Raw genomic sequence first — 22853 nt, forward strand, 5'->3', positions numbered from 1 at the left:
ATTTTCAAGTGAGGTTACATTTCTTTTACGCCGTCGCCAATAGTGCATACATAGAAATCGGCCTTCAGCCCGGTTTGCTGCTCATAATTTGCGCCTACTGTCTGAATGAATGGCTCAACCTGGTCCTCGTGCACAAGCGACACGGTGCAGCCGCCAAAGCCCGCTCCGGTCATACGCGAGCCAAGCACACCCGGGATGCGCAGCGCTTCTTCTACCATGACGTCCAGTTCCCTGCAAGTGACTTCATACAGATCACGCAGCGACTCGTGAGAGCCGATCATCAGCTTGCCGAAAGCGGCCAAATCGCCGGCTTGCAGCGCGTCTACCGATTTCAGCACCCGGTCGATTTCCTCTACGACATGGCGTGCCCGTTTACGGACAACCGGATCGGCAATCAGCTGCTCGGAAGCCTCATACTGGCTTCGCGTCAGCTCGCCCAGCAAACGCAGACCCGGATGAGCGGCCTGCAAAGCCTGCACGGCTTGCTCACATTGGCTCCGGCGCTCGTTGTAGGCTGAATCGACCAGACCGCGGCGTTTGTTCGTGTTGCCGATGACAATGCGGTACGCTCCGCTGTCAAAAGGAACCCGCTTATACTCAAGCGTGTCGCACATCAGCAGAAGCGCGTGATTTTCACGGCCGTTGGCCACGGCAAACTGGTCCATAATCCCGCAATTTACGCCCATGTACTGATTTTCAGCCCGCTGTGCGGTCAAGGCCAGCCGGACGGTGTCAATGTCGGTATGCCCTGCCGCTGCAAGAAAGCCGTAGCCGGTAACAACCTCAATCGAAGCGGAGGAGGACAGTCCCGCTCCGTTCGGAATTTCCCCATGGAACAGCACATCCGCACCGCCGAGGACAAAGCCCTCCTGCTGCAGATGAACGATGACGCCCTTCGGATAGTTCGCCCAGTCATGAGCCGGGTCAAAATCCAGCTGGTCCAGGGACGCCTCGGCCTGTGCCTGGAAATTAAGCGATGCCAGCCGCAGTGTACGGTCGCTTCTTGGGCGCAGCAGCATGGTGGTGCCGAAGGTCAGCGCCGCCGGAAACACATAGCCGCCGTTATAATCGGTATGCTCCCCAATTAAATTGACACGGCCCGGAGCATGGAATACACGAATCCCCTCGGAGCTGCCCCCGTAAAGCTCAATGAATTTTTGCTCCAATACGGAATGGTTCAACATAGGATGAGTTCTCTCCCTTGACTGATTAGATGTATAAAGTTAAATGCCGGGTGAAAAAGCTGCCCGCGGCCCTTCTGCTCAAGATTCTTGCTTCAGCGTGAACAGATGCGGGGCGCTGAAAATTTCCTGCAGCACCAGCGTCGCCGCACCGATGATCCCTGCCTTGCCGCCAAACGCCGTCGGGCGGATCGCCATGCCCTTCACATTATTGCGCAGGGATTTCTCCTGAATGGCCTCATGCATGCCTTTAAACAGCAGATCCCCGCTGGCCGCTACCCCGCCGCCGACGATCACCAGCTCGGGATTAAGCAAATTCACCAGGATAGAAACCGCATGACCGAGATAACGCCCTGTTTCATCAAGCAGACGTCGGGCAGGCTCATCCCCGAGCAGAGCCGCCTCATGGATGAGCTTGCCGGTAATTTCAGGCAGGCGGCCTTCCGTCATCTGCGTGAGCAGAGACGCTGTGCCGGCCTGTATGCGCCGTCTCATGCGCTCCTCGAGCGCAGGACCGGACGCAATCGTCGACAAACAGCCGTATTTGCCGCAAAAGCACCGTTCCCCGTTGTCGGCCACCGTGATATGGCCAATCTCGCCTGCGCCGTAATGCGATCCGCGCAGCAGTTCGCCATTCACATAAATCCCGGAGCCGATTCCCGTGCCCACATTCACAAAAATAAAATTCGTCACCTGCACAGCCTGGCCGAACCATTTCTCTCCAAGCGCCATCGCCCGGACATCATTGTCGATAAAGACGGGCAGGTCAAACCGGCTCGCGAACCGCTCCCGAACCGGAATATTCTCCCAGCCAAAGGCCGGCGCGAATAGGGAGACGCCCTCCTCGGTATTCACAAGCCCATGGAAGCCGATGCCGATACCCAGTACTTGATCCGGGGAAATGCCTGGCTGGTCAAGCACCTGTTGAATGGACGCCTCGATGGTGTCAAGCACTTCATCGGGTCCAGACCCTTCCCCGAACGGCAGCCGGACCTCCGCAATCATGTTGGCCCCGAGATCCGTGACGGCGGTGCTGACGCCCGTCGTGCCCATGTCGACCCCAATCACACAATAGGAGCCGGGAGCCAGCTCCAGCAGAGTAGGCTTGCGGCCGCCGCTGGATTCGCCGCTCCCTATTTCCTTCACAATTCCCAGCTCCAGCAGCGGCAGCACATTACTGGACACCGTCGCCGCATTTAATCCGGTTTGCTTCGTTATATCAGCCCGCGACACCGGACCGGCCTCGCGGATGATGCGCAAAATCGTCGCTGTATTAATATGTTTAACAAGGCCAATTCTGGCTGTAGACGGGTGCTTCATACGAACCCCTTTCTTTTTTTAATAAATAAAGAAAGTGAATAATTTTATGTTAGCATGGCTGTTTGACAAAATCAAGACCATTCCAGATCCAGCTCCGGCAGCTCCAAAGCAGCCTGGCGGACTGTCTCCCCCTTGGCCCCGCCTTGTTCCTCTTCGCTTAGCTCCCGAATACACTCCGGCCCGTCGTTTCTTACATTCCCGACCGCCGCAGCTACCGGATACGCCCGCATCTCCCCGCCAGGATAGGGAACAAGCAGCTTTTGCAGCCGGGCGGTATCCTGCACAGAGCGGTCAAGCCACAACGGCTCATCCTCCTGCCGCAGCACCACGGGCATACGGTCATGAATGCCGGCCATCAGCGGGTTTGGAGTTGTGGTCACAATGGCGCAGGTGGCCAGCCTTTTCCCGTCGGGAGCGATCCAAATGTCGTACAAGCCGGCCATCGAGAACAGGCGGTTGTCCTTCATTACAATCCGCATCGGCTGCTTCCCGGAGCCTGCTTTTTTCCATTCGTAGAAGCCGTCGGCAGGAATCAGGCAGCGCCGCCGCTCAAATGACCGCCGGTAAGCCGGCTTCTCGGTCAGCGTTTCCGCCCGCGCATTCAGCAGTGTCGTGCCCAGCCGCTCCTCCTTGGCCCAGTGGGGCACAAGCCCCCACCTCAGCTCCCCGAGCCGGTTGCGGCCCTCGTGACCCACAATCGCCGGAACGCTCTGCCCTGGGGCGATGTTATATCTCGGCCGGTGGTACGGACCGGTTTCCTCGCCGATATAGTACCGCAGCATAAGCTCCTCCATAGTCACTGTAATGGTGTATCTGCCGCACATCCCGTCCCCCCCCCATCTCCCTTGCTGCCGCCCTGCAGCGGTGCTGACGAACTCTTTTCTACTATTATTATATCCGATTTCCGGCGCCTTTGCCTGATAGGATGGACGGCCGCCGCGCGAACTGTGCGGAGCGTATCGCGCGGCGCCTCAAGCTTTTGGGCAAATACTGGTTAAGTCCGGGAACTCAAGCAAGCTTTCGCTTTAGTACGATGCCGAGGGGCCTTAGGCCTTGTGCCGGTATCTGAAATCGGGAGTCTTTTCAGAATGGAACGGCTGTTCCATGGTTCATGGAGACACTTAAGCCGCAGGAAAATTTTACAATCGCTTTCGCTCTTGAAATACGAATATTTGTTCGCTATTCTGTATATAATGAGTTAAGAACAAATGTTCTTATTTTGAAGGTGGAGGGGCTCTTATGAATCATTCTGTATCAAGTCAACCTGAGGCTGTTCCGCAAATACCTTCCCCGGGTGACCAGGCTGTTCCAGCGGCCGGGCGCATACGTCCCCCCTCCACGCCAAGCCGGATGCCGGCGGCAGAGGACATGCAGCTTGTTAAGGATTATTTGCTTCTGCCCGTGCTGCTGGAGGTGCTGGAGCGAGATATGAGTATTCTGCAGACGCTCAAGCTTAAAATGCCGGCGCCGTACGTCCGTACCTTGCGCGGTGTACAGGATCAGGTGACCTCGGATTTGGCTTCTGTGCGCACCAGGCTGCGCCAGCGCGGCGTCAAGGTGTATGAGGAACGCCGTACGGCGGCAGGCATCGAAGCCATGTATTTGTGCCGGGGCTACCACTATCCCTTCTCGATGCTGTGGAGCCTGATTAAGGCGGAGGTGGAGCAGCGGCTGAACCGTTATCTCGGGCTTGGCTCCGATACGTAGTCCGGCTTTTGCGCCTCGCTCAGCACGGTTTGGTCCGTGTCGTACAGTGCGGTACCGCATGACGGGCAGCCAGCCGCTTCGACGTCCGCCGCCTTGTCCATACGCCGGGCCAGCTGCGCCATAAGGCTTATCCGGCGATGAGGCACAAGCGAGGGCCCGCATGGCGTGGATTGGATTGGTCCCTGTTGTGGTATACTTCCTAATAATGTTACTTGTTACGGAGGCGATCCAGACCATGCTCCCTTCTTCGGCGGAACCCGTTATTGAACTGCACAACGTCAGTAAAAGCATTCGCGGCGCCACGCTTGTCCATCACTTGTCCTTTTCCGTCCGGCGCGGAGAAGTATGCGGCTTTCTGGGTCCCAATGGCTCAGGCAAAACAACCACACTCCGTATGATGGTGGGGCTAATGTCTCCGACAAACGGGGAGATTGTCATTTCGGGCCACCCGATCCGCACTCAGCGTGCGCAAGCCCTGGAGCATGTCGGCGCCATTATTGAACAGCCCGCGCTGTATGATTATATGAGCGGACTGAACAATTTGCGGCATTTTGCCCGGATGAGCCGTACGCCGATAAGCGCGCAGCGAATGTTGGATATGGCCGCCCTAATGAGCCTTAACCACGCTATCCACAACAAGGTGAAAACGTATTCGCTCGGAATGAAGCAGAGACTTGGCATTGCCCAGGCGCTGCTCCACGCGCCCTCCATCCTGCTGCTCGACGAGCCGACCAATGGCCTGGATCCGGAAGGAATCCGCCAGCTGCGCGATCATTTGCGCCATTTGGCCCGTACAGAGCAGATGGCGGTGCTCGTCTCCAGCCACCTGCTCTCTGAAGTGGAGCTGATGTGCGACCGCGTGGTCATCATTCAGGACGGCACTCTGGTCGAAGAGCGGCAGCTGGGTGACCGGACGGTTCCCGGGAATACCCGGCTGCCGATCGTCTTCGAGGTCGATCTGCCGGAGCAAGCGGCCCGGCTGCTCCTGCCCTTCGGGACAGGGCGCCTCGGAGAACAGACGGTCACAATAGAGCTGGACAAAGAAACGATACCGGCGGCAGTCCTGGCGCTTGCCACAGGCGGAATCCGCCTGTATCAGGTTCGGACAGTAACGCCGTCGCTGGAAGACCTGTTTTTATCCTTGACCAAAGGGGGACGATCCTGATGCCATACATCGCTCTTATTCAAAATGAGTGGATGAAGCTCAACAGCAAGAAGCAGACTGCATTGTTCGGGTTGTTTCTGCTTGGCGTTATCGGCATTTCGGCCTTTGTCGTCCGCTTCTCCATGAGCTCGTTGGCTGATCGTATGGGGTATACCGACTTTGCAGGCTATATGGTTTCAGGGCTCGGCCTGCTTATTCCCTTGTTCGGCATTGTGATTGCTTCTCAAATCGTGGCCGACGAATACCGGGACGGAACGATTCGGCAGCTGCTTATTCGTCCCGCCAGCCGCGCTGCAGTGCTGTGGTCCAAATACGCCACCCTGCTCATCGTCATCGTCTGCGCGTACGCAGTGCTGTTCGTGCTCAGCCTTGGCTGCGGGCTGCTTGTATTCGGCACGGCTGCCGCCCATGGCGGAGATACGCCGCTGCTTCTATTCAAGCAAATCATGTACCGTATCCCGGGCGCCATCTTCGAGGCTACGGTTGCATTTGCCGTCGGCGCCATTTCGCGGAGCGTGGGGCTGGCGATTAGTATCGGGATCCTATTGAGCTTCTCCAGCAGTCTCATCGCCGCGCTGCTCGCCCGGTACAGCTGGTCCAAATATCTGGTGTTCGCCAACCTTGATTTAGCCGTATACGACAGCAGCCCGGAGCTCCGCGGCCCGGGGCCTCTCTTGCCCGGCATGACCTTCGGCTTCTCGCTCACCGTCCTGCTGGCGTATCTTGTTCTACTCTATATAATCACCCTATTGTTCTTTACAAAAAGGGATGTGCACTAAACCTGGAATAAAGCGGGAGTGACATCATGAACAAACCCCAAGCACACCGCACTATTTTTCTGGCGGACTGCCAGTCGTTCTACGCCAGTGTAGAAAAAGCGGCCCATCCCGGCTACAAAGAGCGGCCGCTGGTCGTAGCCGGCGATCCGGCGCGCCGATCCGGCATTGTTCTGGCCGCCTGTCCGCTAGCCAAAGCTCGCGGCATTACGACAGCCCAGCGGCTCGGTGAAGCGCTGAGCAGGTGCTCCGATCTTGTCGTAGTCCAACCGCATATGGAGCAGTATATCCGCGTATCCTTGCAAATCACCGACATTTTACGCTGCTATTCGGATTTGGTGGAGCCCTATAGCATCGATGAGCAATTCCTTGACCTCACCGGCAGCCAGGAGCTTCTCGGGGGACCCCTGGACATTGCGCGGCATATCCAGCTGCGGGTTCTTCAGGAAACCGGGGTTTATACCCGGATCGGCATTAGTGAGAATAAAGTGCTGGCTAAGATGGCTTGTGATAACTTTGCCAAAAAGCATCCGGAAGGTATATACACGCTGCCCAACAGCAAACTGGATGAGCTTTGGAGACTTCCAGTCCACTGCATGTTTATGATTGGGTCCCGCATGACACAGCACCTGCAGCATATGGGCATTCAAACCATCGGCGAGCTGGCCGGCACCCCGCTAGGGAAGCTTCGGGCGAAGTGGGGAATGAACGGAGAAGTGTTATGGCGGATCGCCAACGGCATCGACAACAGCCCGGTTACTGTACACGCCCATGACCGGCAGCAGGCCATCGGCCATCAAATGACTCTTCCGCGCGACTATAGCACAGAAGCGGATCTGCATGTCATTTTGCTGGAGCTTGCGGATTTGGTATGCCGGCGCTGCAGGGCCAAGCGCTCTATGGGGCAGGTGGTATCTGTCGGCTGCCAGGGCGCGGACTATGAGCATCCGGGCGGCTTTTACCGCCAGATGAAGCTGCATGAGCCGACCAATCTGGCGGAGGACGTGTACCATGCCGCCAAGCAGCTGCTCCAGCGGCACTGGGACGGTCTGCCCGTACGCAAAGTGGCGGTGAATTTGTCCGGACTCGTCAGCGACCGTGTTGTGCAGCTGCACTTGTTTGAGGATCGGGACAAGAAACTGGCACTGGCCCACGTAACCGACCGCATTAAACAAAAATACGGCGACGCTGCCATTATACGCGCCGCTTCCAGACTGGATGCCGGTCAAGCGGAGGATCGCGCCGGCAAAATCGGAGGCCACTACAAATGAGCAAAAAACTGCAAGGCAACGGCCTGTTTGAATCGTCGCGCATGATGCTGCCGGAACACAAGGAGGCTTTCCTCCAAAGCCAACACAATTTGCGGCAGCAGCCGCGCCCTTATTTGGATGAACAGGAAGCCGAATGCATCTCTCTTCTTCTGGCTGAATCGCTCCGGCACCAAAAAGAAATGACGCTGGTTGTATTCGGGGAGTACGGAAACAAGAGGTTGACGGGGGTAGTTACACAAGCCGATCCGCGGCAAGGCCTTGTGAAGCTTCAACAGGACTGCGCTGCGGTGTGGATTTCCGCAGCGGATATTGTCGGCGTCCGGCAGCTATAGGCACGGCAATAGGCTTTCACGCCGAAAAGGCCAACCGATAACCCGGTTGGCCTAATCCTCCGCAAGCCCCGCAGCTTTATGCTGCAGGGCTTCCCGCTTTTAATAAAAGCGCTAGCCTTTCAGAACATCATGATCAACGTAGCGCTCTCCATTCAGGGCACTGACAACATTAATGGCTACCTTGGCTCCGTCACCGGCAGTAATAATCGTATGTACGCTTACTCCAGCAGCCGTACCTGCAGCCCAAATCCCTTCAACATTCGTCTGACCGGCTGCATCCACGTCGAATACCGTTTTCACACGGGGCTCGGTTCCGGGCTTCGTCTGAAGGCCGGCTGCCTCAGCCAAATCGGTCAAAAATCCGGTGGCCAGGATCACATGCTTCGCTTCATAGGAGGCTTCGTCCGTAGACACCCGGAACACACCGTCTTCTTTTACAATGGAAGTGACCTTGCCCTGAACAAGCTGAGCGCCGAATTTGGACGCCTGCTCCTTGCCAAGCCGGATTAAATCGGGCCCGCTGATTTCAGCTACGCCATAATGATTTTCAACCCATGCCCGCTTGGTTACACTTTGATCGCTGTCGATGACAATGGTTTGTTTCCCGGCCTTCGCGGTAAACAGCGCCGCGCTTGCTCCCGCCGGACCGGCTCCCACAATAATAATATCCGCCATGTTCCTTTAGCCCCTTTACTGTAATCTTTCACTTGCTTCCCTAAGCATACTCCTTTTGGAAAAAAAAGAAAACCGGTGCTTAAGAGACCGGCTGCTCCGTTGCTGTGCATGTGTGAATTTCCGTTCGACAGGAAAGCTTATAGATGTAGTAGTGCTTCGCACAGAAGCCCTTGCATACCGCATCCTTGTCGCAGCGTATCCATTGACAGGTAGAAGCTGTTTTTTTTCTCGTCCTTACAAGCTGGGGATCTCCATTTCTGCGTAAACGCTGGTGATGCATCGAACATAATTTTTTAGCTTTAACCGGCTTGGTACAGCCGTCAATGGAACATACGTCCACCCGAGAATCCCCTGCCTTTGTTGTCTCTATAATCTTGTTGTCTCTCTATAAAGTATTATTAAACATAAATTGGAATAATTAAAGTCCTTTTTGCAGGCAAAATTCAGGAAAATTACCGTATAAAAAGGGCAAATCAAGGCAATTGTAACGGTAAATGAACCCAAGTTTAATAATTTAACCTTACTTTCGAATTTGTAATTTAATTTTCGATGGCGTCCAGAAAAACGATTGGAATTACAGGTTTTATTGCCTTTTTGTACGTTGAATAAAACTGGAGCCGTCCAGTATACTGAAAACGTTCTACATTCTTATTGTTGAAGGAGCCTCCGCAGTGACGTCGAACCTACATCACGTGATTCAATGTTTCCAAAGACCAATGGCGATCATCCGCAGCGGCGACAACGGCCCGGTCATCGAAGCCGTAAACGATAAACTAATCGGTTTGCTCGGGTATACGGAGAAAGAGCTGCTGAACATGAACCCCCTGCAGCTAATCGATAAGAAATTCATGGGCGTTCTGCATGTGAAGCAAGCCCGATTAATGAAAGACAAGCATTTGCGCAGTGAAGTCATTCTTATCAACAAATTAAAGCAGCCGATGAACCTGCTCCTCGAAATCGACCTACTCTCCTGTACCGGGGAACCGGACACATATGCCGTTTCCATCGATGACATCCGGCCGCTTAAATGGATTCATGCCCAAATCAACCAGAACAATGTCCGGGCCGCCGGCATTATAAATGCCGACCTGATAATCGATATGTACAACAGCTACTACGATCCTATCGCAGAGGATGATGCCTACTTCGAGGATCTTTCCATTCTTCAACTGGTGCCTGCCGAAATTCACGGACATCTCCAAGAAAAAATGGAAGAAATCAAACGGCTCAAGCAGTCCATGGATATGACCGTCAAAACCATCCCCTTGAGCAACATGGTGGAGCTGGAGGTTACGCTGCGATCCTGTCCTTTCTTTGACGGCTGGGGACGGCTCATCAACTGTGCCTTTATTATTTTCGATCTCAAGCAGTCCAATGAAACAGCGACTGAGCCAGCCATCAAGCTTAAAATTATTATGGCTCAACGCAGCATATCCGCACAAACACTGGCAGAAGCAACCGGAATTTCCCTTCAAACCATTTCCAAGCTGCGCAACGGAAAAATCAAACGACCGCAGCGTCTCACCGCGGAGCTAATCGCCTCGGAGCTGGGTGTACAGGTTACTGATATTTGGGAAAAAAACGGGAAATAAATCATAGGCCTCTTGGAATAGCATGGTAAGCATGGCCTAACGGACAACAACTATAAGCCCGGTCTGCTTGGCCCCGTCAGGCTGCCGGCTTTCTCAAGAACACGTTATCATTTGAAAACGGTTTACTAATTTAAAGGAGATTATATAACGAATGAAGAGTCCGTTTTACCCCGGAGTCTTAGTCATGAACCGATTAGACTACCTGAAGAAATTCATGCTCTTCGGTGTGCTGTTTCTCCTGTCAGCCGGAGTCCTCGGCTTTATTCTTTTTGATGAAATCATGGAGGAAATCGACCATGCCGAAAAAAAGCTCATCGGGCTCAAATACAACGGTGCCGTTCGAGAATCGCTTGAGCTGCTTCAGGAGCACCGCGACATCATCTACACCTCTTTGAATGGAAGCGGCGGGGCTCAAGAACCGTTCGACAAGAACGAAGCTGAAATCGGACAAGCCTTTATCAAGCTGGAACAGCTGCAGATCCAGTATGACGGGCTGCTCCAAACCTCAACTGAATGGAACCAAATCAAAACGGATTGGAGCCGGCTGCTGCAAAATGGACAAGCACTGACAGCGATGCAAAATTATGATCTGCACACCCAAATCATCGCCAATCTGCTGAAGTTAAAGATGAACGTTACCGAGCAGGCCGGATTAAAGCTTGGCCCTGGGCAGGATAGCTACCAGCTCATCGATTTCATGATACACAAATTGCCTCCTTTGATTGAGAGCACCAGCCGAACCAGACGGCTGGGAGCTGAAATGGCAGCAAAAAATGACCTCTCCTTGGATCAAAAAAATGAACTTATTTTATTATCCGGCAGTATTCAAGCCCAAATGGACAGTGTAAAAACCGTATTCGACGGGCTAACAGACCCCAGCCTGCAAGACGGGCTCTACCCTTCAGCCAACCACTATCTCGTGTCAACACAAGCCTTATTACATGCTTTGAACGGGTCCATTTTACAGACCGAGCCAGGCATCACCATTGCACCCGCCGATTTCAACCGCATGGCTGCACAGGCTATTCATTCCGCCTATACGCTTTACGATGCGCAGGAATCCTCCTTACAGCAAATGCTTCAGGAACGCATCGATTCACTTCAGCAGCAGCTGCTGGTCGGGGCAGGAACGGCCTTGGCTATATTTGTCACCCTGTGCTATCTGATTGGATCGCTGTATGAATCGATGTGGCGGGCCGTGCAGCATTTAAAACGAGCCGCTGCCCAAATCTCAAACGGGGACTTGCTGGTGCAAATTGACGTTGGAACCCGAGATGAGCTCCATGAGGTCGGTGAAGCCTTTAATACGATGGTCACCGGCTTCAGGCAGATGATGTCCGAGAGACAGCAATATGAAGAAAAAATAAAATACCATGCCTTTTACGATGCGCTGACAGGCTTGCCTAACCGGGTATTGTTTAACGACCGCCTGCAGCAGGCCTTGGAACGAGCCAAGCGGGACAGCCAAATTTTGGCGGTTCTGTTTCTAGATTTGGACCGCTTCAAGTTCATTAATGATACGATGGGACATGAAGCCGGAGACGAGCTTTTACAGCAGATTTCGGGCAGATTGAAGAGCTGTCTCCGTGCCGAGGATACCGTATCCCGGCTTGGCGGAGACGAGTTTCTGATTATTTTACCCCGCATCCGCAGCAGTGATGACGCGCGTAAGGTGGCCGAAACGATTCTGCGCAATTTGAGTCTTCCGCTAATCGTCGCCTCCACCGAGCTTGTCATGACAGGAAGCGTCGGCATCAGCTTGTTTCCGGTTGACGGGGATAACAGCATCACACTGATGAAGCATGCGGATACAGCCATGTATGCAGCCAAGAACAGCGGAAAAAACGGCTTTCAATTTTACAATGCCGAGATGAATACCCGGACCGAAGAGCGGCTGAAGCTGGAAATGGCGCTGCGAAAAGCATTAGATCGCGGGGAGTTCACCCTGCTCTATCAACCCCGCTATCATCTGCAGCAGGGCCGTGTCTCCGGAATGGAGGCGCTTGTGCGCTGGCAGCACGCCGATCTGGGGCTTGTTCCCCCGTCCGACTTCATTCCGCTCGCTGAAGAATGCGGTCTAATCGTGCCTCTCGGAGAATGGGTGCTGCGAACCGCCTGCTTGCAGAACAAAGCCTGGCAGGCGTCAGGGCTTCCGCCTGTCCGTGTTTCCGTCAATATTTCACTCGCTCAGTTCCGCCGTGAGGAGTTCGTTACAGTCGTTCAGCAGGCGCTGGAAGCCGCCGATTTAGATCCATCCTGGCTGGAGCTGGAGCTGACGGAAAGCATCGTCATGAACAATGCGGAAATGGCCAGAAACAAGCTGGAGCAGCTGCGAAAGCTGGGTCTCCACATCTCGCTGGATGACTTCGGCACAGGCTTTTCCTCACTGAGCTATTTGAAGTATTTCCCGCTGGATACGCTCAAAATCGATCGTTCCTTTATTAAAGATACACCATTTGCTGCCAAGGATACCGCCATTACCAAAACCATCATTTCCCTGGGGCGCCGATTAAATCTGAATATTGTAGCGGAGGGCGTAGAAACCGAGGAGCAGCTGGCATTTTTAGTTTCCCGCAGATGCAACGAGGTACAGGGCTATCTGATCAGCAAGCCGCTGTCTGTGCCCGCAGCCACCGATTTGCTCCAGCATCCGCAAGCGTTCAGAACCATCTGAGGCGTTTTTCTGTGCAGGCTTTTCTGTGCAGGCTTCATAAACCCAATATTAAAAACGGCATGCTTCCTTTTCAGGAATTCATGCCGTCTCTCTTTTCCGGCTCACTTTCCGGGGTCAGTCGTTTGTAGAAGGCCGCTTATTCGTTCAGCTGCTGCTGCTTCGCTACAGCTCGTCCTTCGCTGCCGCCGCTTCACGGTTCGTTGCTCCGCTGACTGAAGAAGCTTGTCCTGCCTGCTGGCCTCCTGCCGCTTCACTCGGCCTGACCGCCCACCAGCGCAGCCGCAGCGAGGTTAATTCCGTCGTCTGCTTCAGCTTCACGCCGATGCGGAAGGTTCCCCGGTTCGGATAAACGACGGTGCCAATCGATACCGCGGGCAGTCCCGGATCATATTCACTGCCGGCAAAAACATCCTCATCCCCGTAGTACACGCTGCCATGACGCGCAGACAGCTCCGAGATCGGGTCCGCTCCCGCATCCTCCATGCCTACGGTCAGCAGCACCTGCCCGTCTCCAAGACCGTGGGCAATCTCCGCGCTAAAGAAGCTCTTTTCCATCTTGGCAAAAGAAATGAGGCCCGGCTTAGGCGGCGACTGAATCGGCAGCTCCACCACGCCAGTCCGCACGTCCTCACTCGTGGACCTCGGCTCCGGCAGACCCAGCGTAAAGTCGAATTTGTGCTGCTCCGGATCGTAGGCCACCGAGAGCTGAGGCTTCTCATCGGATTCCAGCAGCCTGGCTGCAGCGTCTGCGGCAAACGGCAGGCTGCTGCCGGTGCCCTCCTTCTGGAGCAGCAGCCGCTGCAGCAGCGGATTGTTCACAATACGCTCTCCAAACGGCAGGCAGTCCACCTGCTCGATCATATAGGTGGGTCCCATTTGCAGCAAACTGATTCTGGCCAAGTATACGCAAGGCTCGCTGCCGGAGTCAATGGATTGATCAAGCGTGCGCTGGAAATACGCTCCGACCAGACGCTCCTGAACGGATTCTTCGACAATCTCCACCTTGCTTGCAAAGTTCGGGCTGACGGCAATTTCCCGATCCCCCAGCTGCAGCCTGATCGTTCCTGTTTTGGCCCGGAAATAAGCCCCCTGCGCTGTGTTCCGAACCACGTGGACCGGGTAGGTTTGAACGAATTCGCTTGACCGGCTGTCGCCCGGCTCAACAAACCGCAGTATGCCTTCGCCATCCTTGCTCACCAGCTGCAGCGCATCGGATTCCGGTTCGTATTCAAAGGTGATCACCGGAGTCTGAATTGTTTTTTCCACCTTCAGGGTCAGATGAAAGGTTTCTCCCGGCCGGACAAAACGGGGCACGGTCTGCAAAATCCGGACATGATCGTCCTGGTAAACAACAGCCGTGTGCTCCAGCAGCTCATTCCATTCGAACGAGGATGGATCGGGTGCTTCCTCCCGGACAAACAGCCGGTAGCCTTCAGCCAGCCGGTTGTATTCACTGACCTCCTCCGAACGAACGGAGCGGCCGGCTACGGAATGAACCGGCTCCTTCCCCTTTTCATCATAGGCGATACACAGATAAACGTTTTTAGCGTAATCGTTATTAGTGAAGCCTTCGACCATGGACAGCTTCAGAGTAATTGGCGAAGCGACCACAATTTCACGGCCCAAACCGTCCAGCGCAAGTCCCATTTCCACCGTAACGGTCTTGTCGTTGACCCGGACCACCTGCAATCCGGCAAGCACACCGCTGCCATACAGCACACGGTTCAACAGCCGCCGCTTATCATTAAAATACTTTTGCTCCGACTCGAAATCGCGCACGGTCAGCAGCTTGCCGTAAAAATACCGATTGCGCTCGAACGGGAACACCCTAGATTTTTTCATCACGCCACATCCTCTTTCCTCGGAATTATTCCAGCTCGGCATCGAGCTCCAGCCTCGTATGTAAATCCATGCGATTCTCCTGCTCTATATCGATTAGGACGGTGTTGAACGGCATGGAGGCTCCCTCATCCAAATAAAGCAGCGTTGGCTCTGACAAGACGGTGTTCATTTCCAAATACGTATGCATGTCCATATACATGCGCGGCTGCAGGACCACCAGCTTGCCTTCCGTGAAGGCCGGCTTCTGTTCATGAATCAGATTTTGCAGAATATACCGCTGCTTTTCCGTAGCCCCGTGCTCCGACTTGACCACTACGCAAAACGTGTACGGATGATCCCCGTACAGCCCCTTGGCCACCTCGGCAAACTCCGGCTTTTCGAGCAGCGATCGGACCTGGAAATGTTCAATGATAAGCGGTTTTTCGCCTGTATAAATAGCAATCATCCGCTCCAGCGCCTCCCGGCTGCCTCTCAGCCGGAACAAATAAGGCGCTTCCCGGATAAAACGGCGCAGCTGCGCCTCATTCAAATGCTCCTCCTGCGCCAGCCCCAGCCAGGAGGCCAGCCACTTCAAATAGGGGCCTGCAGCCGCAGCCGCATCCGCATCCAAAAAACGGGACAGTCCGGCAATCTGCTCGTCCGTATTCTCCAAAAAGGTAGCGTACAGAGACAAATACCGTTCGAGAAACGACTGGCTCGCCGGGTCCTGCTGATACACTGCGGGCAAGTACGACAAGTAGGACATCCGCGGGAAAACAACCCTCATCCGGCGAAGCAGCGGTGTCTGGCTTTGACTGCCCCAAAACTCGATCCGCAGCCATAAATACCGGCCTTTGGCCGCAAACAGAAGCGCATCCTGGGGATTCACCACCGGCTCCGACCAAAGATGGTTCAGGCTTTCAAGCTTTTCCGCAAGCAGTATATCGTCCCGGCGCACATAATCATCCAGATTCACATACATGCCATCCAGCAGCACTTCCCGGCGGTCCGAAGCGTAATACGAAATACGAAGCTGCGATTCTTCCGAATTTGCCGCATCCACCACAATTTTGTGCCACTGCGTTTCACTGACCGTACTATCAAGCGCCCGCGTAAAATAAAACCCTTGATAACGGCCCGTCTCCTCCAGCTGCCGGGTCCGTGGGCGGCGTTCCAGCATGTTGGCCGCCTGTTCCTCGCTGTCCCAAACGATAAGCCGGCCGGTTCGATCAAAGCGCAGCTTGGCGGCACAGCCCCGGAACGCGGTCAACGTTTCAAGCAGCTGTCCGTCATGGGCAAACATGCGGATAAAGCGCACGTCATCGTTATGGGAAGCCGTATGCGCCCCGCTGCCCAAATACAGGCGGCCGGCTTGATCAAGCGCAGCACTTCCGAAGCGCTCAGCCGGGAACGCCTCCAGCGGCTTGTCAAGACTTGCAAATGATTGCCCTTGCCACAGCCACAGCTGCTGGCTCAAGCTATCGAGAACAACGACTCGTTCCGCTGCAGCAGCAAGCGAGAAGCGGCGGGACAAATGATGAAAGAGGCCCGCTTCAGTAGGGGCTGTCCCGGCCTCCGGCGGCAGCGCCGTCTCCCGCAGCACCTCACCGGACAAGGCCAGCTCCAGCAGCAGGAGCGGCTCAGATGGGCTTTCAAAGGAAGGTCCCCCGGATGCGACAAGAGCGGAGCCGGAACGCTGGGCCTGCTTTGGCTCACACAGCACATACAAATGCTCCTTCTCTGTATTGACCGCCATGGCAAGCGGAACCAGCCTTTCGCCCTGATCCAGACTCGTTCTCGTCCAAATCGCTTGTCCGCTGGAGGCGGAATACGCTCCAAGCGGGTACTCTGCCTCTGGAGAGCTGTCGGCCACCAGCAGCATATCGCCAAAGGCTTCCAGGCCTGCATGGGCGGTAAACATCCCATGATGAGGCGAGATGACACGCTCCAAGTGGCGGCTCTCCCCGTCCAGAGACCAGACGGAAGCAAGATTGTCCAGCAAATACAGGCGGCCCCCGCTTCCGGCGGCGATATCTCCGATTTCCGGCAAGCCTTCAAACGGGTTGAACCGGTTGGTGAGCAGCAGACTATAACGGCGGGACTGCTCCAAAGACAGCCCGTCATCACTCATGCGGACGTTGAAGGCCGCGCCTTTTTTCCAATCGGACGGCTTATTTAAGGAAAAAAACTGAAACGGTTCCACACACGGCTCCTCCTTTCCAAGCCTCAGTCACCGGAAGGCTACACATCCGTACGGCTGATAAGCTCAATTTCGTGCTCCCCGGAAAACACCAGCCCGTACGGCGGAATGACAATATCGCCGTCGGAGTCCTTCCGGAAGCCCTTTCCTTCGGCAGACAGCCACAAATCCTGGATATAGCTAATCCCGGAGATACGGTGAATCGCTTCATACACATCCGCTTTGTATACCGTGCGGCCAAACAGCCAGCCATCCGTTCCATCCGTATAGTCAAAAGGCTGAAGCAGCCGTTTGAGCGATTGGATTAATTGGGATGCGTCCTCTTTCAGGTAAGGCTCCACCACAACTACGGCATGCACGGTAATTTTGATATATTCCGGAGGCATGACATGCACTTCCGTCGTGAGCAGCCGGTACCGATTCAGATGGCGCCTCACGGTCTCCATGAAGCCCGGGCTGGGCACTGGCTTGGATGACGGGCTGTACGGCACCGCAACCACGGTTAAATGTCCCGGGGCCTGTTCTCCCGAGTCCTGCCGCATTCCCGGCTTAAACAGCGGAATCGCCTTTGCCCGGGCGACACGCACATTGGGCGTGGACAATGCAAGACGCTCCACGTCATCCGCCGTTACAGCCGTAAGCGGGTGCTGCTGCTCCAGACGGGCTCGATGCTTCGCATCCTCCAGCGTTTCCGCGTTGCGGCCGCCTGCGGCTTCATACGGATTGTCCGGCGTAATTCCGTCCATGGCGAACGCCGGATCTTCAAACCGATCAATCCGGTGCGGCTTAATGTTGCCTTGATCTCCGCCCCCCAAAGCGCAAGAAATAATACAAATGTTCTGCATCCCTTCGGCAGGAATATCCGGTACCTGCCCATGCTCATTGTCGCTGAAACGGATTTCACCGGTTGCCGCATCCAGCATATAGTGCCGGTCATTGGGCTTGGAGCTGTCGAAGTCGTCTACTCTCGTCCAGTCCTCCCAGACCATACCCTTCCCCGGAATCCATTCCCCTACCTGCAGCATCAAGCGCGCCGGAAGAAGATGCGGCTTTTCCAGGCGAAAGGTTTGGTACGGAAGCCCGTTAGAAGCACCCAGCCAGCGGATGTCTTCGAATTCAGGGCGGTACGAGATGACACGAACACAACGGAAGCCCTCCGGCACGGCGTGGCCCTGTTGCCCGTCTCCGAACCGGATGCGGACCAAGCCCTCCCGGGGCAGACGCTCCACTTCGTAGCAGCAGGCCTCGGCAGGACAAGCAGATAAAGCATCCGTCTCCTCCCAATCTATCCAGCTGCCATCCGGTTGACGAACCTGCACCCGCACAAGCCCGAAGCAGCTTAACGCATCGCTGAGCTCCACGGAAAAATTGGCCGCTTCCCCGCAATCGAACTCGTATACGGCACTGAGTGTTTCCTGCTGTATCGCAGTTGCCGTGCTTAACAGCACCGTCTCCACCCGGGGAGGCAGCTCGTACCCGGCTTCATCCAGCGTGCAGCAAAGCCAGTAGCGGCTTTTGTCATGAGCGGGGTGAATGACCGTTGGCTGCATCAGGCTGGGCAGGACAAAGCTCACGGAACCGCTGTGGCTGAAATCCTTTGTCCCGTCTTGGATAAGCGGCAGCCGATTCCACAAGCCGCCCGTCTCTGTCTCCCCGCCAAAATAAGTCCAGGATACCCGGCCTGACGGAACAAAGGCCGAGGCGGCATCCACGACCAGCGGTATGGGATATTTGTCAAACAGCTGCACATGAAGCGAGATTGGGGTATCGGCAGGCAGGGGCTGATCAAAGCCGAGATACAGGCGGCTTCCCTGGGCGGCTTGCGTTCCAAAAGCATAAAAAGAAACTCCGGCCCCCTCATTGGAAGGCGTCATATCGTAGGCCTCTGCCCCTGCGCGGACCAGCACCTTGTCCACATTTGCAGCTACCAGCACCTGTCTTTCCTCCAGCTCAAACGGCAAATTTCCAGCGAGCAGCCTTGTTCCGCGGGGAAGCACCATTTGGCGCTGAACTCCATGAAATCTGACGCCTACTCTGGATTGCGCCGCATCACGCTGGCGGATACCGAGCAGCTTTAAGTATTTACGCTCATGCTTTTCCGTGATCCGATCGAGATAATACTGCTGCATCTCCACCAGCCAGGCCAGCATCTCCATCATGGTTATTCCGGGATCATGCGCATTTTCGTCTGTCCAGGAAGGGAAGATGGCGGGAATTGCTTTCCGTGCATCCTGCACCATCTGTTCGAACAGCCGGTCATCCAAATTCGGCAGCGGCAGCATACCGTCACCCCCTTGTTTCAATCTGGCCCATTGCGGCTCTTCCATTCAGCTGTCCTTCGCCTTTTACAGGGCCAAGGCCCCTACAGAAGCGAGTAAAAAGGATAGCGGACCGGTGACCCGGTGATCGTGATAGCTCCCTCTTATCCAGTCCAATCAACGGCCTCGCCGTCTTCCGTTATACTCACAGGGGCTCGACTACTACCTTATGTATACCGCTGATAATCATCCCGTGCGGAACTGAGCCTATCGCATCCGGGCGCATCTCTATACGTTCGCCGTCCTCCAGCCGGAACACGGACATCGACAGCTTCACTACATGATGCAGGCTGCCAATCGATTTCAGCAGCGCATAAAACATGGACACGTGCAGCGCTTGCCCGATTTGCCAGCCCTTGCCGTCGAAATTGCCGTGATTCGGATCAAGGAACCGTTTGATTTTATCCAGCGCCAGCCTTTCCGTCGGTACAACCGCCTCCAGCTCCTTTACCGCCAGCTCCGCATATAAGCTGATTTCCAGATAAGCGGGCTCAATGACCTGGATGCTGCCGGGCTGGGCCACGGCATATGCGGCGCGCTGACGAAGCGCCTGCTCCACCTGCTTTTTCAAGTCCGGGAAAAATAGTGCCGCATCCCGTCCATTCCGCGGAAATACAACCAGCGTCATGCAGCCGTGCTGCGGTTCCAAACGCACATTCAAGCCGGGCAAACATTTTACTTTGGCAATGTTGGGATGCGCTTCGCGGGCCAGCCATTCAAAGTCCTCGACGGTGACGGCACGTCCCCGGTGCTGCACCTGCTTGGGGCCCCGCCGCAGCGCGTCGTTCAGCGCCTCGGAGTCACAGCCGCCTGTGGCCGGCTCCGGATTCGACACCGATTGGATGAAGGCGAACGAATTCAGCAGGCTCGATATTTGACCTGCACCCACATTGCCGACGGCACCGCCGCCGACGCGGTAATGCACCTTAACCTTTTCTTCTCCTGTACCCGGCAAAGCCTTTCCTTGTCTCCCGTCGCCAAACCGCAGGCGGCCAGTGGAGCGGTCGATGATATAATGGCGGTCGTACGGGCCCGATGCCAGAAAATGCTCAACAGGGACATAGCGGACCCAGCATCTTTGCAAATAGCCTTCCGAGTCGCGGATGGCCTCCAGCTGATGCTTCGCTTCCTCCAGGCGCCGGATGTCCTCCTCCGTGACATCTGCAGTCTCGTCGACCCACACCTCTTCCGACAAAATCGGCGCTTGAGACAGCACGAACGCCTCCCGGTTCAAGCCAAGCGGATCAAAGACATCGGATTTTTCGGCAATCTCTCCGCGAATCGTTTCCTGCTGCACCACCTGAATCGTGTTGGCATAAATGCCGTATGTACGGGGCAGCGGAGCGCCGCCTTCGGCAGCTTCATATTTGTTGTCCCGGTTAACCGCCCTAATCCAGTACAGCTCCCGGCCGAACAGCTGCATACGGGCCATATCCATCGGTCCGGCAAACTGAACCGTTCCGCTCTGCGTGAAGCCTTTCGTGGCGTCCACCGTTTTCAGAGGCGCCCATTCGCCGTCCATCCCCCGCTGCCGCAGCACCTCCCACTCAATGAAGGGCACTTCCTCCCCCAGACGCTTTTGAGGCTGAAGCGAGAAATAAAGGCTGATCGGGCCTCGGACCGGGGGCAGCTCAAAGCCGAAATACAAAGCCGGAGCTTCGCCGGGCAGCTGATAAAACGGTGTAAACGGCAATCCGCCTAACGCCGCCTCCCGGCTCCGGTCCAGCCACTGCACATTATTGACAGTCAAGCAGCTGTCCGGCGCTTTTTCCGGCATGTCATAGGCATAATCCATCCGCACCTGCTCCACCCATGGAGCGTGATAGACTGCGTTTGGAGAATAAGCATTCTCAACATGAACAATTCTAGCGCGAATCCAATAATTCCACTCGGAATTAACAAAGGTTTCCTGCAAATCATCCGGGCACCGGAAGCCAAACTGCTGCAGCCCGGCCTCATGCGGCTGATAAAATACCGTCTCCGCTGTTTTGGGCACAGGCAGCCGGACCCATGTCTGACCGTTCCAATATTCCCACATGACCTTGGCAGCGGTTACCGGATCAGGAATATCCGCCTTGTCCACCTCGGACCGCTTCATAATCATTTTCCAGTTTATTTCCGGAGGCTTGTCGGGCAGCAGCCGGTGCTCGCGGCCGTCCAGGTTGAACCGGAGCCGGATATAGCCTCCACGTTTGCTGAGCGCTTCCCGGCTGGCGATATAGAATGTCCCATAGGGTGCAAAAAACTGTCCGAACGGGTAAAAGCCTTCCGGCTCGACCTGCATATCGTTATAATACAGCCGGTCTGCCGGTAAGCCATACGGACGTGTCGCCGCAGCAGCCGGATTGCTCTTTGCCTCTGTAGCCCTCCGCTCCCTGCGGGGAGGAAGCTGCAAATTCATCCGTTCGGCAGCAAGCTCGCGCCCCGCTTCCCAATAATCGGTCTTGATGCGCAGCCGGTCCAGCTCAATAGCTGCATGCTGCGGCGTACCGTGCTCCCGGGATAACGATTTAATCCGGCACTGAATCCACCGCCCGGTCACCCCCTGGATGTCCGCTTGCACCAGCTCGCCGGGCTGCTCCTTATAGAGCCGGACACGGCTGCCCTTCGCCGTTACCCGATCAAAGGGCTTCCAGCCGTCCGCTCCCCGGTACAGCCACTCCACTGCATTTCGGTCAGCCAGCTGGGCGGCTGTTTGGGCTTCCGCATAGCGTTTGGCCGAATTGCTGATTTCCAGCTCGATAACAGCTGTCTGCTCCAGCAGAAACAGCTCCTCATGGCGCACGAACAAGCTGTGAAGCTGCAAATTCGTGCCGCTTTGCACATCGTACAGCACCGCTGTTTCCAGGCTGCCGTCTTCCGTCCGGGGAACCAAGGCATCCTGCCGGAGAATATGCTCCAAACGGGCAATACGGTCATGACGCGTACTGACATGCAGCAGCTCTACCGGAAGGGCTGGGGTAACCAGCTGCGCCTCGCTCGTCTCAAAGCGCACCGGGGCTTCCTTTCCCTCCACCTGCGCCGTTACCGCAGTCCCTGCCGGGACGAGTACCGCCTCCCGCGCTCCTTCACTCAGCTTAAATGTTAAGTACGCCTGGGCCGGACGGGCTGTTTGCAGGGAAACATCGAGCAAATTAAGAAAGCCGATAAAATGCTTATACGGCATCTGATTCAGCCGTTTCAGGTTGCCCTCGTACATTTGGGCGAATAACAGAAACAGCGCCGTTCCCGGATCGGGATCTTCCGGAGAAAACCGCCATTCCGGCGTATAAAATGGAACAAGCTGCCTCATTTGCCGGACCAGCGCATCCATATCCCGGTTATCGATTAATGGGTGGCCGTTATTTTTCACGATACACACCCCCATTCATTGCCATCTTCATCGCCGTCTCCCGCCAATTTATTTCGTACCCTCGTGAATATAGAACGGATATACCTGGTTAAACAAGTTGTTGGTGGACCGCACCTCATACTGAATGTTAATCAGGAGCTTTTCCGGATCGGCCTGATCCGGCACCGCCCGCACCTGTACCTCATGCACCCGCGGTTCCCAAATTCGAATCGCTTCCTCAATATTCGTTTCCAGCAGCTGCAGCGTAGTAGCGTCTGTAGATCCGAACACGAAGTTTTCCACGCTGCAGCCGAAGTCAGGCCGCATCACGCGCTCACCCTTGCCTGTCCAAAGAATGATGCGTATTGCTTCTGCGATATCATCCTCATATTCGGCCATTTTAATTTTGCCGGTGGACTCGTCCACTTCAATCGGAAACTTCCAGCCCCGGCCCAAAAACGATTTTGACATAGGTGCTTCAGCTCCTTAC

17 protein-coding genes are annotated in these 22853 nt (G+C 55.4%); 7 read left to right on the forward strand and 10 right to left on the reverse strand.

From position 1 onward, the window contains the following. Positions 1–14 precede the first annotated feature (14 nt). The 3 genes from WBG83_RS17335 to WBG83_RS17345 all read right to left on the reverse strand — a co-directional run bounded on the left by WBG83_RS17335 (position 15) and on the right by WBG83_RS17345 (position 3325). A complete protein-coding gene (locus WBG83_RS17335; protein ID WP_336746519.1) occupies positions 15–1184 on the reverse strand; it encodes a galactokinase in 1170 nt (389 codons plus the stop codon). Positions 1185–1262: 78 nt separating this feature from the next. Then, a complete protein-coding gene (locus WBG83_RS17340; protein WP_336746520.1) occupies positions 1263–2501 on the reverse strand; it encodes an ROK family transcriptional regulator in 1239 nt (412 codons plus the stop codon). Between the two features lie 71 nt (positions 2502–2572). Next, positions 2573–3325, reverse strand: coding sequence for an SOS response-associated peptidase (locus tag WBG83_RS17345; RefSeq protein ID WP_336746521.1), 753 nt, complete (start codon positions 3323–3325; stop codon positions 2573–2575). 415 nt (positions 3326–3740) lie between these two features. Here WBG83_RS17345 and WBG83_RS17350 point away from each other — a divergent pair, with 415 nt between their 5' ends. Further along, positions 3741–4208, forward strand: coding sequence for a hypothetical protein (locus WBG83_RS17350; RefSeq protein ID WP_336746522.1), 468 nt, complete (start codon positions 3741–3743; stop codon positions 4206–4208). Here the strand turns inward: WBG83_RS17350 and WBG83_RS17355 are convergent. After that, positions 4181–4330: a hypothetical protein gene (locus WBG83_RS17355; RefSeq protein WP_336746523.1), complete on the reverse strand. Its 150-nt coding sequence runs from the start codon at positions 4328–4330 to the stop codon at positions 4181–4183. The genes WBG83_RS17350 and WBG83_RS17355 overlap by 28 nt on opposite strands. Positions 4331–4413: 83 nt before the next feature. Between WBG83_RS17355 and WBG83_RS17360 the strand changes: the two genes are divergently transcribed. Genes WBG83_RS17360 through WBG83_RS17375 form a run of 4 tightly spaced genes read left to right on the forward strand, consistent with a single transcriptional unit; the run spans position 4414 to position 7752 of the window. Continuing rightward, positions 4414–5373 (forward strand): ABC transporter ATP-binding protein, encoded by a 960-nt coding sequence (locus tag WBG83_RS17360; RefSeq protein WP_336746524.1) that lies wholly within the window; start codon positions 4414–4416, stop codon positions 5371–5373. Continuing rightward, positions 5373–6152: an ABC transporter permease gene (locus WBG83_RS17365; RefSeq protein WP_336746525.1), complete on the forward strand. Its 780-nt coding sequence runs from the start codon at positions 5373–5375 to the stop codon at positions 6150–6152. Before WBG83_RS17360 ends, WBG83_RS17365 begins: the two co-directional genes overlap by 1 nt. Before the next feature lie 26 nt (positions 6153–6178). Next, entirely contained in the window at positions 6179–7420 is a 1242-nt protein-coding gene (locus WBG83_RS17370; RefSeq protein ID WP_336746527.1) for a DNA polymerase IV, read from the forward strand. Then, complete coding sequence (locus WBG83_RS17375; protein WP_336746528.1) at positions 7417–7752, forward strand: YolD-like family protein; 336 nt, start codon at positions 7417–7419, stop codon at positions 7750–7752. Before WBG83_RS17370 ends, WBG83_RS17375 begins: the two co-directional genes overlap by 4 nt. A 111-nt stretch (positions 7753–7863) precedes the next feature. Here the strand turns inward: WBG83_RS17375 and WBG83_RS17380 are convergent, their stop codons facing one another. Beyond that, positions 7864–8427: an FAD-dependent oxidoreductase gene (locus WBG83_RS17380; RefSeq protein WP_336746529.1), complete on the reverse strand. Its 564-nt coding sequence runs from the start codon at positions 8425–8427 to the stop codon at positions 7864–7866. A gap of 671 nt (positions 8428–9098) precedes the next feature. Here WBG83_RS17380 and WBG83_RS17385 point away from each other — a divergent pair. Together WBG83_RS17385 and WBG83_RS17390 are read left to right on the forward strand one after the other, a co-directional pair. Beyond that, positions 9099–10019, forward strand: coding sequence for a helix-turn-helix transcriptional regulator (locus tag WBG83_RS17385; RefSeq protein ID WP_336746530.1), 921 nt, complete (start codon positions 9099–9101; stop codon positions 10017–10019). A gap of 184 nt (positions 10020–10203) precedes the next feature. After that, positions 10204–12693 carry an EAL domain-containing protein gene (locus tag WBG83_RS17390; protein ID WP_336746531.1) on the forward strand — a complete coding sequence of 830 codons (2490 nt, stop codon included), beginning with the start codon at positions 10204–10206 and terminating at the stop codon, positions 12691–12693. Positions 12694–12855: 162 nt separating this feature from the next. On the opposite strand, the gene WBG83_RS17395 is transcribed toward WBG83_RS17390, so the two are convergent. From WBG83_RS17395 to WBG83_RS17415, 5 genes are all read right to left on the reverse strand, one after another. Beyond that, entirely contained in the window at positions 12856–14535 is a 1680-nt protein-coding gene (locus WBG83_RS17395; protein WP_336746532.1) for a hypothetical protein, read from the reverse strand. Positions 14536–14560: 25 nt separating this feature from the next. Then, on the reverse strand, positions 14561–16717 hold the full coding sequence (locus WBG83_RS17400) for a phage tail protein (RefSeq protein ID WP_336746533.1): 2157 nt from the start codon (positions 16715–16717) through the stop codon (positions 14561–14563). Between the two features lie 38 nt (positions 16718–16755). Then, on the reverse strand, positions 16756–19041 hold the full coding sequence (locus WBG83_RS17405) for a putative baseplate assembly protein (protein WP_336746534.1): 2286 nt from the start codon (positions 19039–19041) through the stop codon (positions 16756–16758). A 136-nt stretch (positions 19042–19177) separates the two neighbouring features. After that, positions 19178–22384 (reverse strand): putative baseplate assembly protein, encoded by a 3207-nt coding sequence (locus WBG83_RS17410; protein ID WP_336746535.1) that lies wholly within the window; start codon positions 22382–22384, stop codon positions 19178–19180. 48 nt (positions 22385–22432) lie between these two features. Beyond that, positions 22433–22834, reverse strand: coding sequence for a GPW/gp25 family protein (locus tag WBG83_RS17415; RefSeq protein ID WP_336746536.1), 402 nt, complete (start codon positions 22832–22834; stop codon positions 22433–22435). Between the last annotated feature and the right edge of the window lie 19 nt (positions 22835–22853).

It is taken from the genome of Paenibacillus sp. y28 (genome assembly GCF_037137075.1).
In the GTDB taxonomy this organism is placed as follows: Bacteria; Bacillota; Bacilli; order Paenibacillales; family NBRC-103111; genus JBBBNV01.

What these genes read in the sequence shown, in the direction of transcription:
- WBG83_RS17365 (WP_336746525.1), top strand. Translation starts at nt 5,373, where the DNA reads ATGCCATACATCGCTCTTATTCAAAATGAGTGGATGAAGCTCAACAGC.
- WBG83_RS17415 (WP_336746536.1), bottom strand. Translation starts at nt 22,834, where the DNA reads ATGTCAAAATCGTTTTTGGGCCGGGGCTGGAAGTTTCCGATTGAAGTG.
- WBG83_RS17340 (WP_336746520.1), bottom strand. Translation starts at nt 2,501, where the DNA reads ATGAAGCACCCGTCTACAGCCAGAATTGGCCTTGTTAAACATATTAAT.
- WBG83_RS17355 (WP_336746523.1), bottom strand. Translation starts at nt 4,330, where the DNA reads ATGGCGCAGCTGGCCCGGCGTATGGACAAGGCGGCGGACGTCGAAGCG.
- WBG83_RS17370 (WP_336746527.1), top strand. Translation starts at nt 6,179, where the DNA reads ATGAACAAACCCCAAGCACACCGCACTATTTTTCTGGCGGACTGCCAG.
- WBG83_RS17350 (WP_336746522.1), top strand. Translation starts at nt 3,741, where the DNA reads ATGAATCATTCTGTATCAAGTCAACCTGAGGCTGTTCCGCAAATACCT.
- WBG83_RS17335 (WP_336746519.1), bottom strand. Translation starts at nt 1,184, where the DNA reads ATGTTGAACCATTCCGTATTGGAGCAAAAATTCATTGAGCTTTACGGG.
- WBG83_RS17360 (WP_336746524.1), top strand. Translation starts at nt 4,414, where the DNA reads ATGTTACTTGTTACGGAGGCGATCCAGACCATGCTCCCTTCTTCGGCG.
- WBG83_RS17390 (WP_336746531.1), top strand. Translation starts at nt 10,204, where the DNA reads ATGAACCGATTAGACTACCTGAAGAAATTCATGCTCTTCGGTGTGCTG.
- WBG83_RS17380 (WP_336746529.1), bottom strand. Translation starts at nt 8,427, where the DNA reads ATGGCGGATATTATTATTGTGGGAGCCGGTCCGGCGGGAGCAAGCGCG.
- WBG83_RS17405 (WP_336746534.1), bottom strand. Translation starts at nt 19,041, where the DNA reads ATGGAAGAGCCGCAATGGGCCAGATTGAAACAAGGGGGTGACGGTATG.
- WBG83_RS17345 (WP_336746521.1), bottom strand. Translation starts at nt 3,325, where the DNA reads ATGTGCGGCAGATACACCATTACAGTGACTATGGAGGAGCTTATGCTG.
- WBG83_RS17375 (WP_336746528.1), top strand. Translation starts at nt 7,417, where the DNA reads ATGAGCAAAAAACTGCAAGGCAACGGCCTGTTTGAATCGTCGCGCATG.
- WBG83_RS17395 (WP_336746532.1), bottom strand. Translation starts at nt 14,535, where the DNA reads ATGAAAAAATCTAGGGTGTTCCCGTTCGAGCGCAATCGGTATTTTTAC.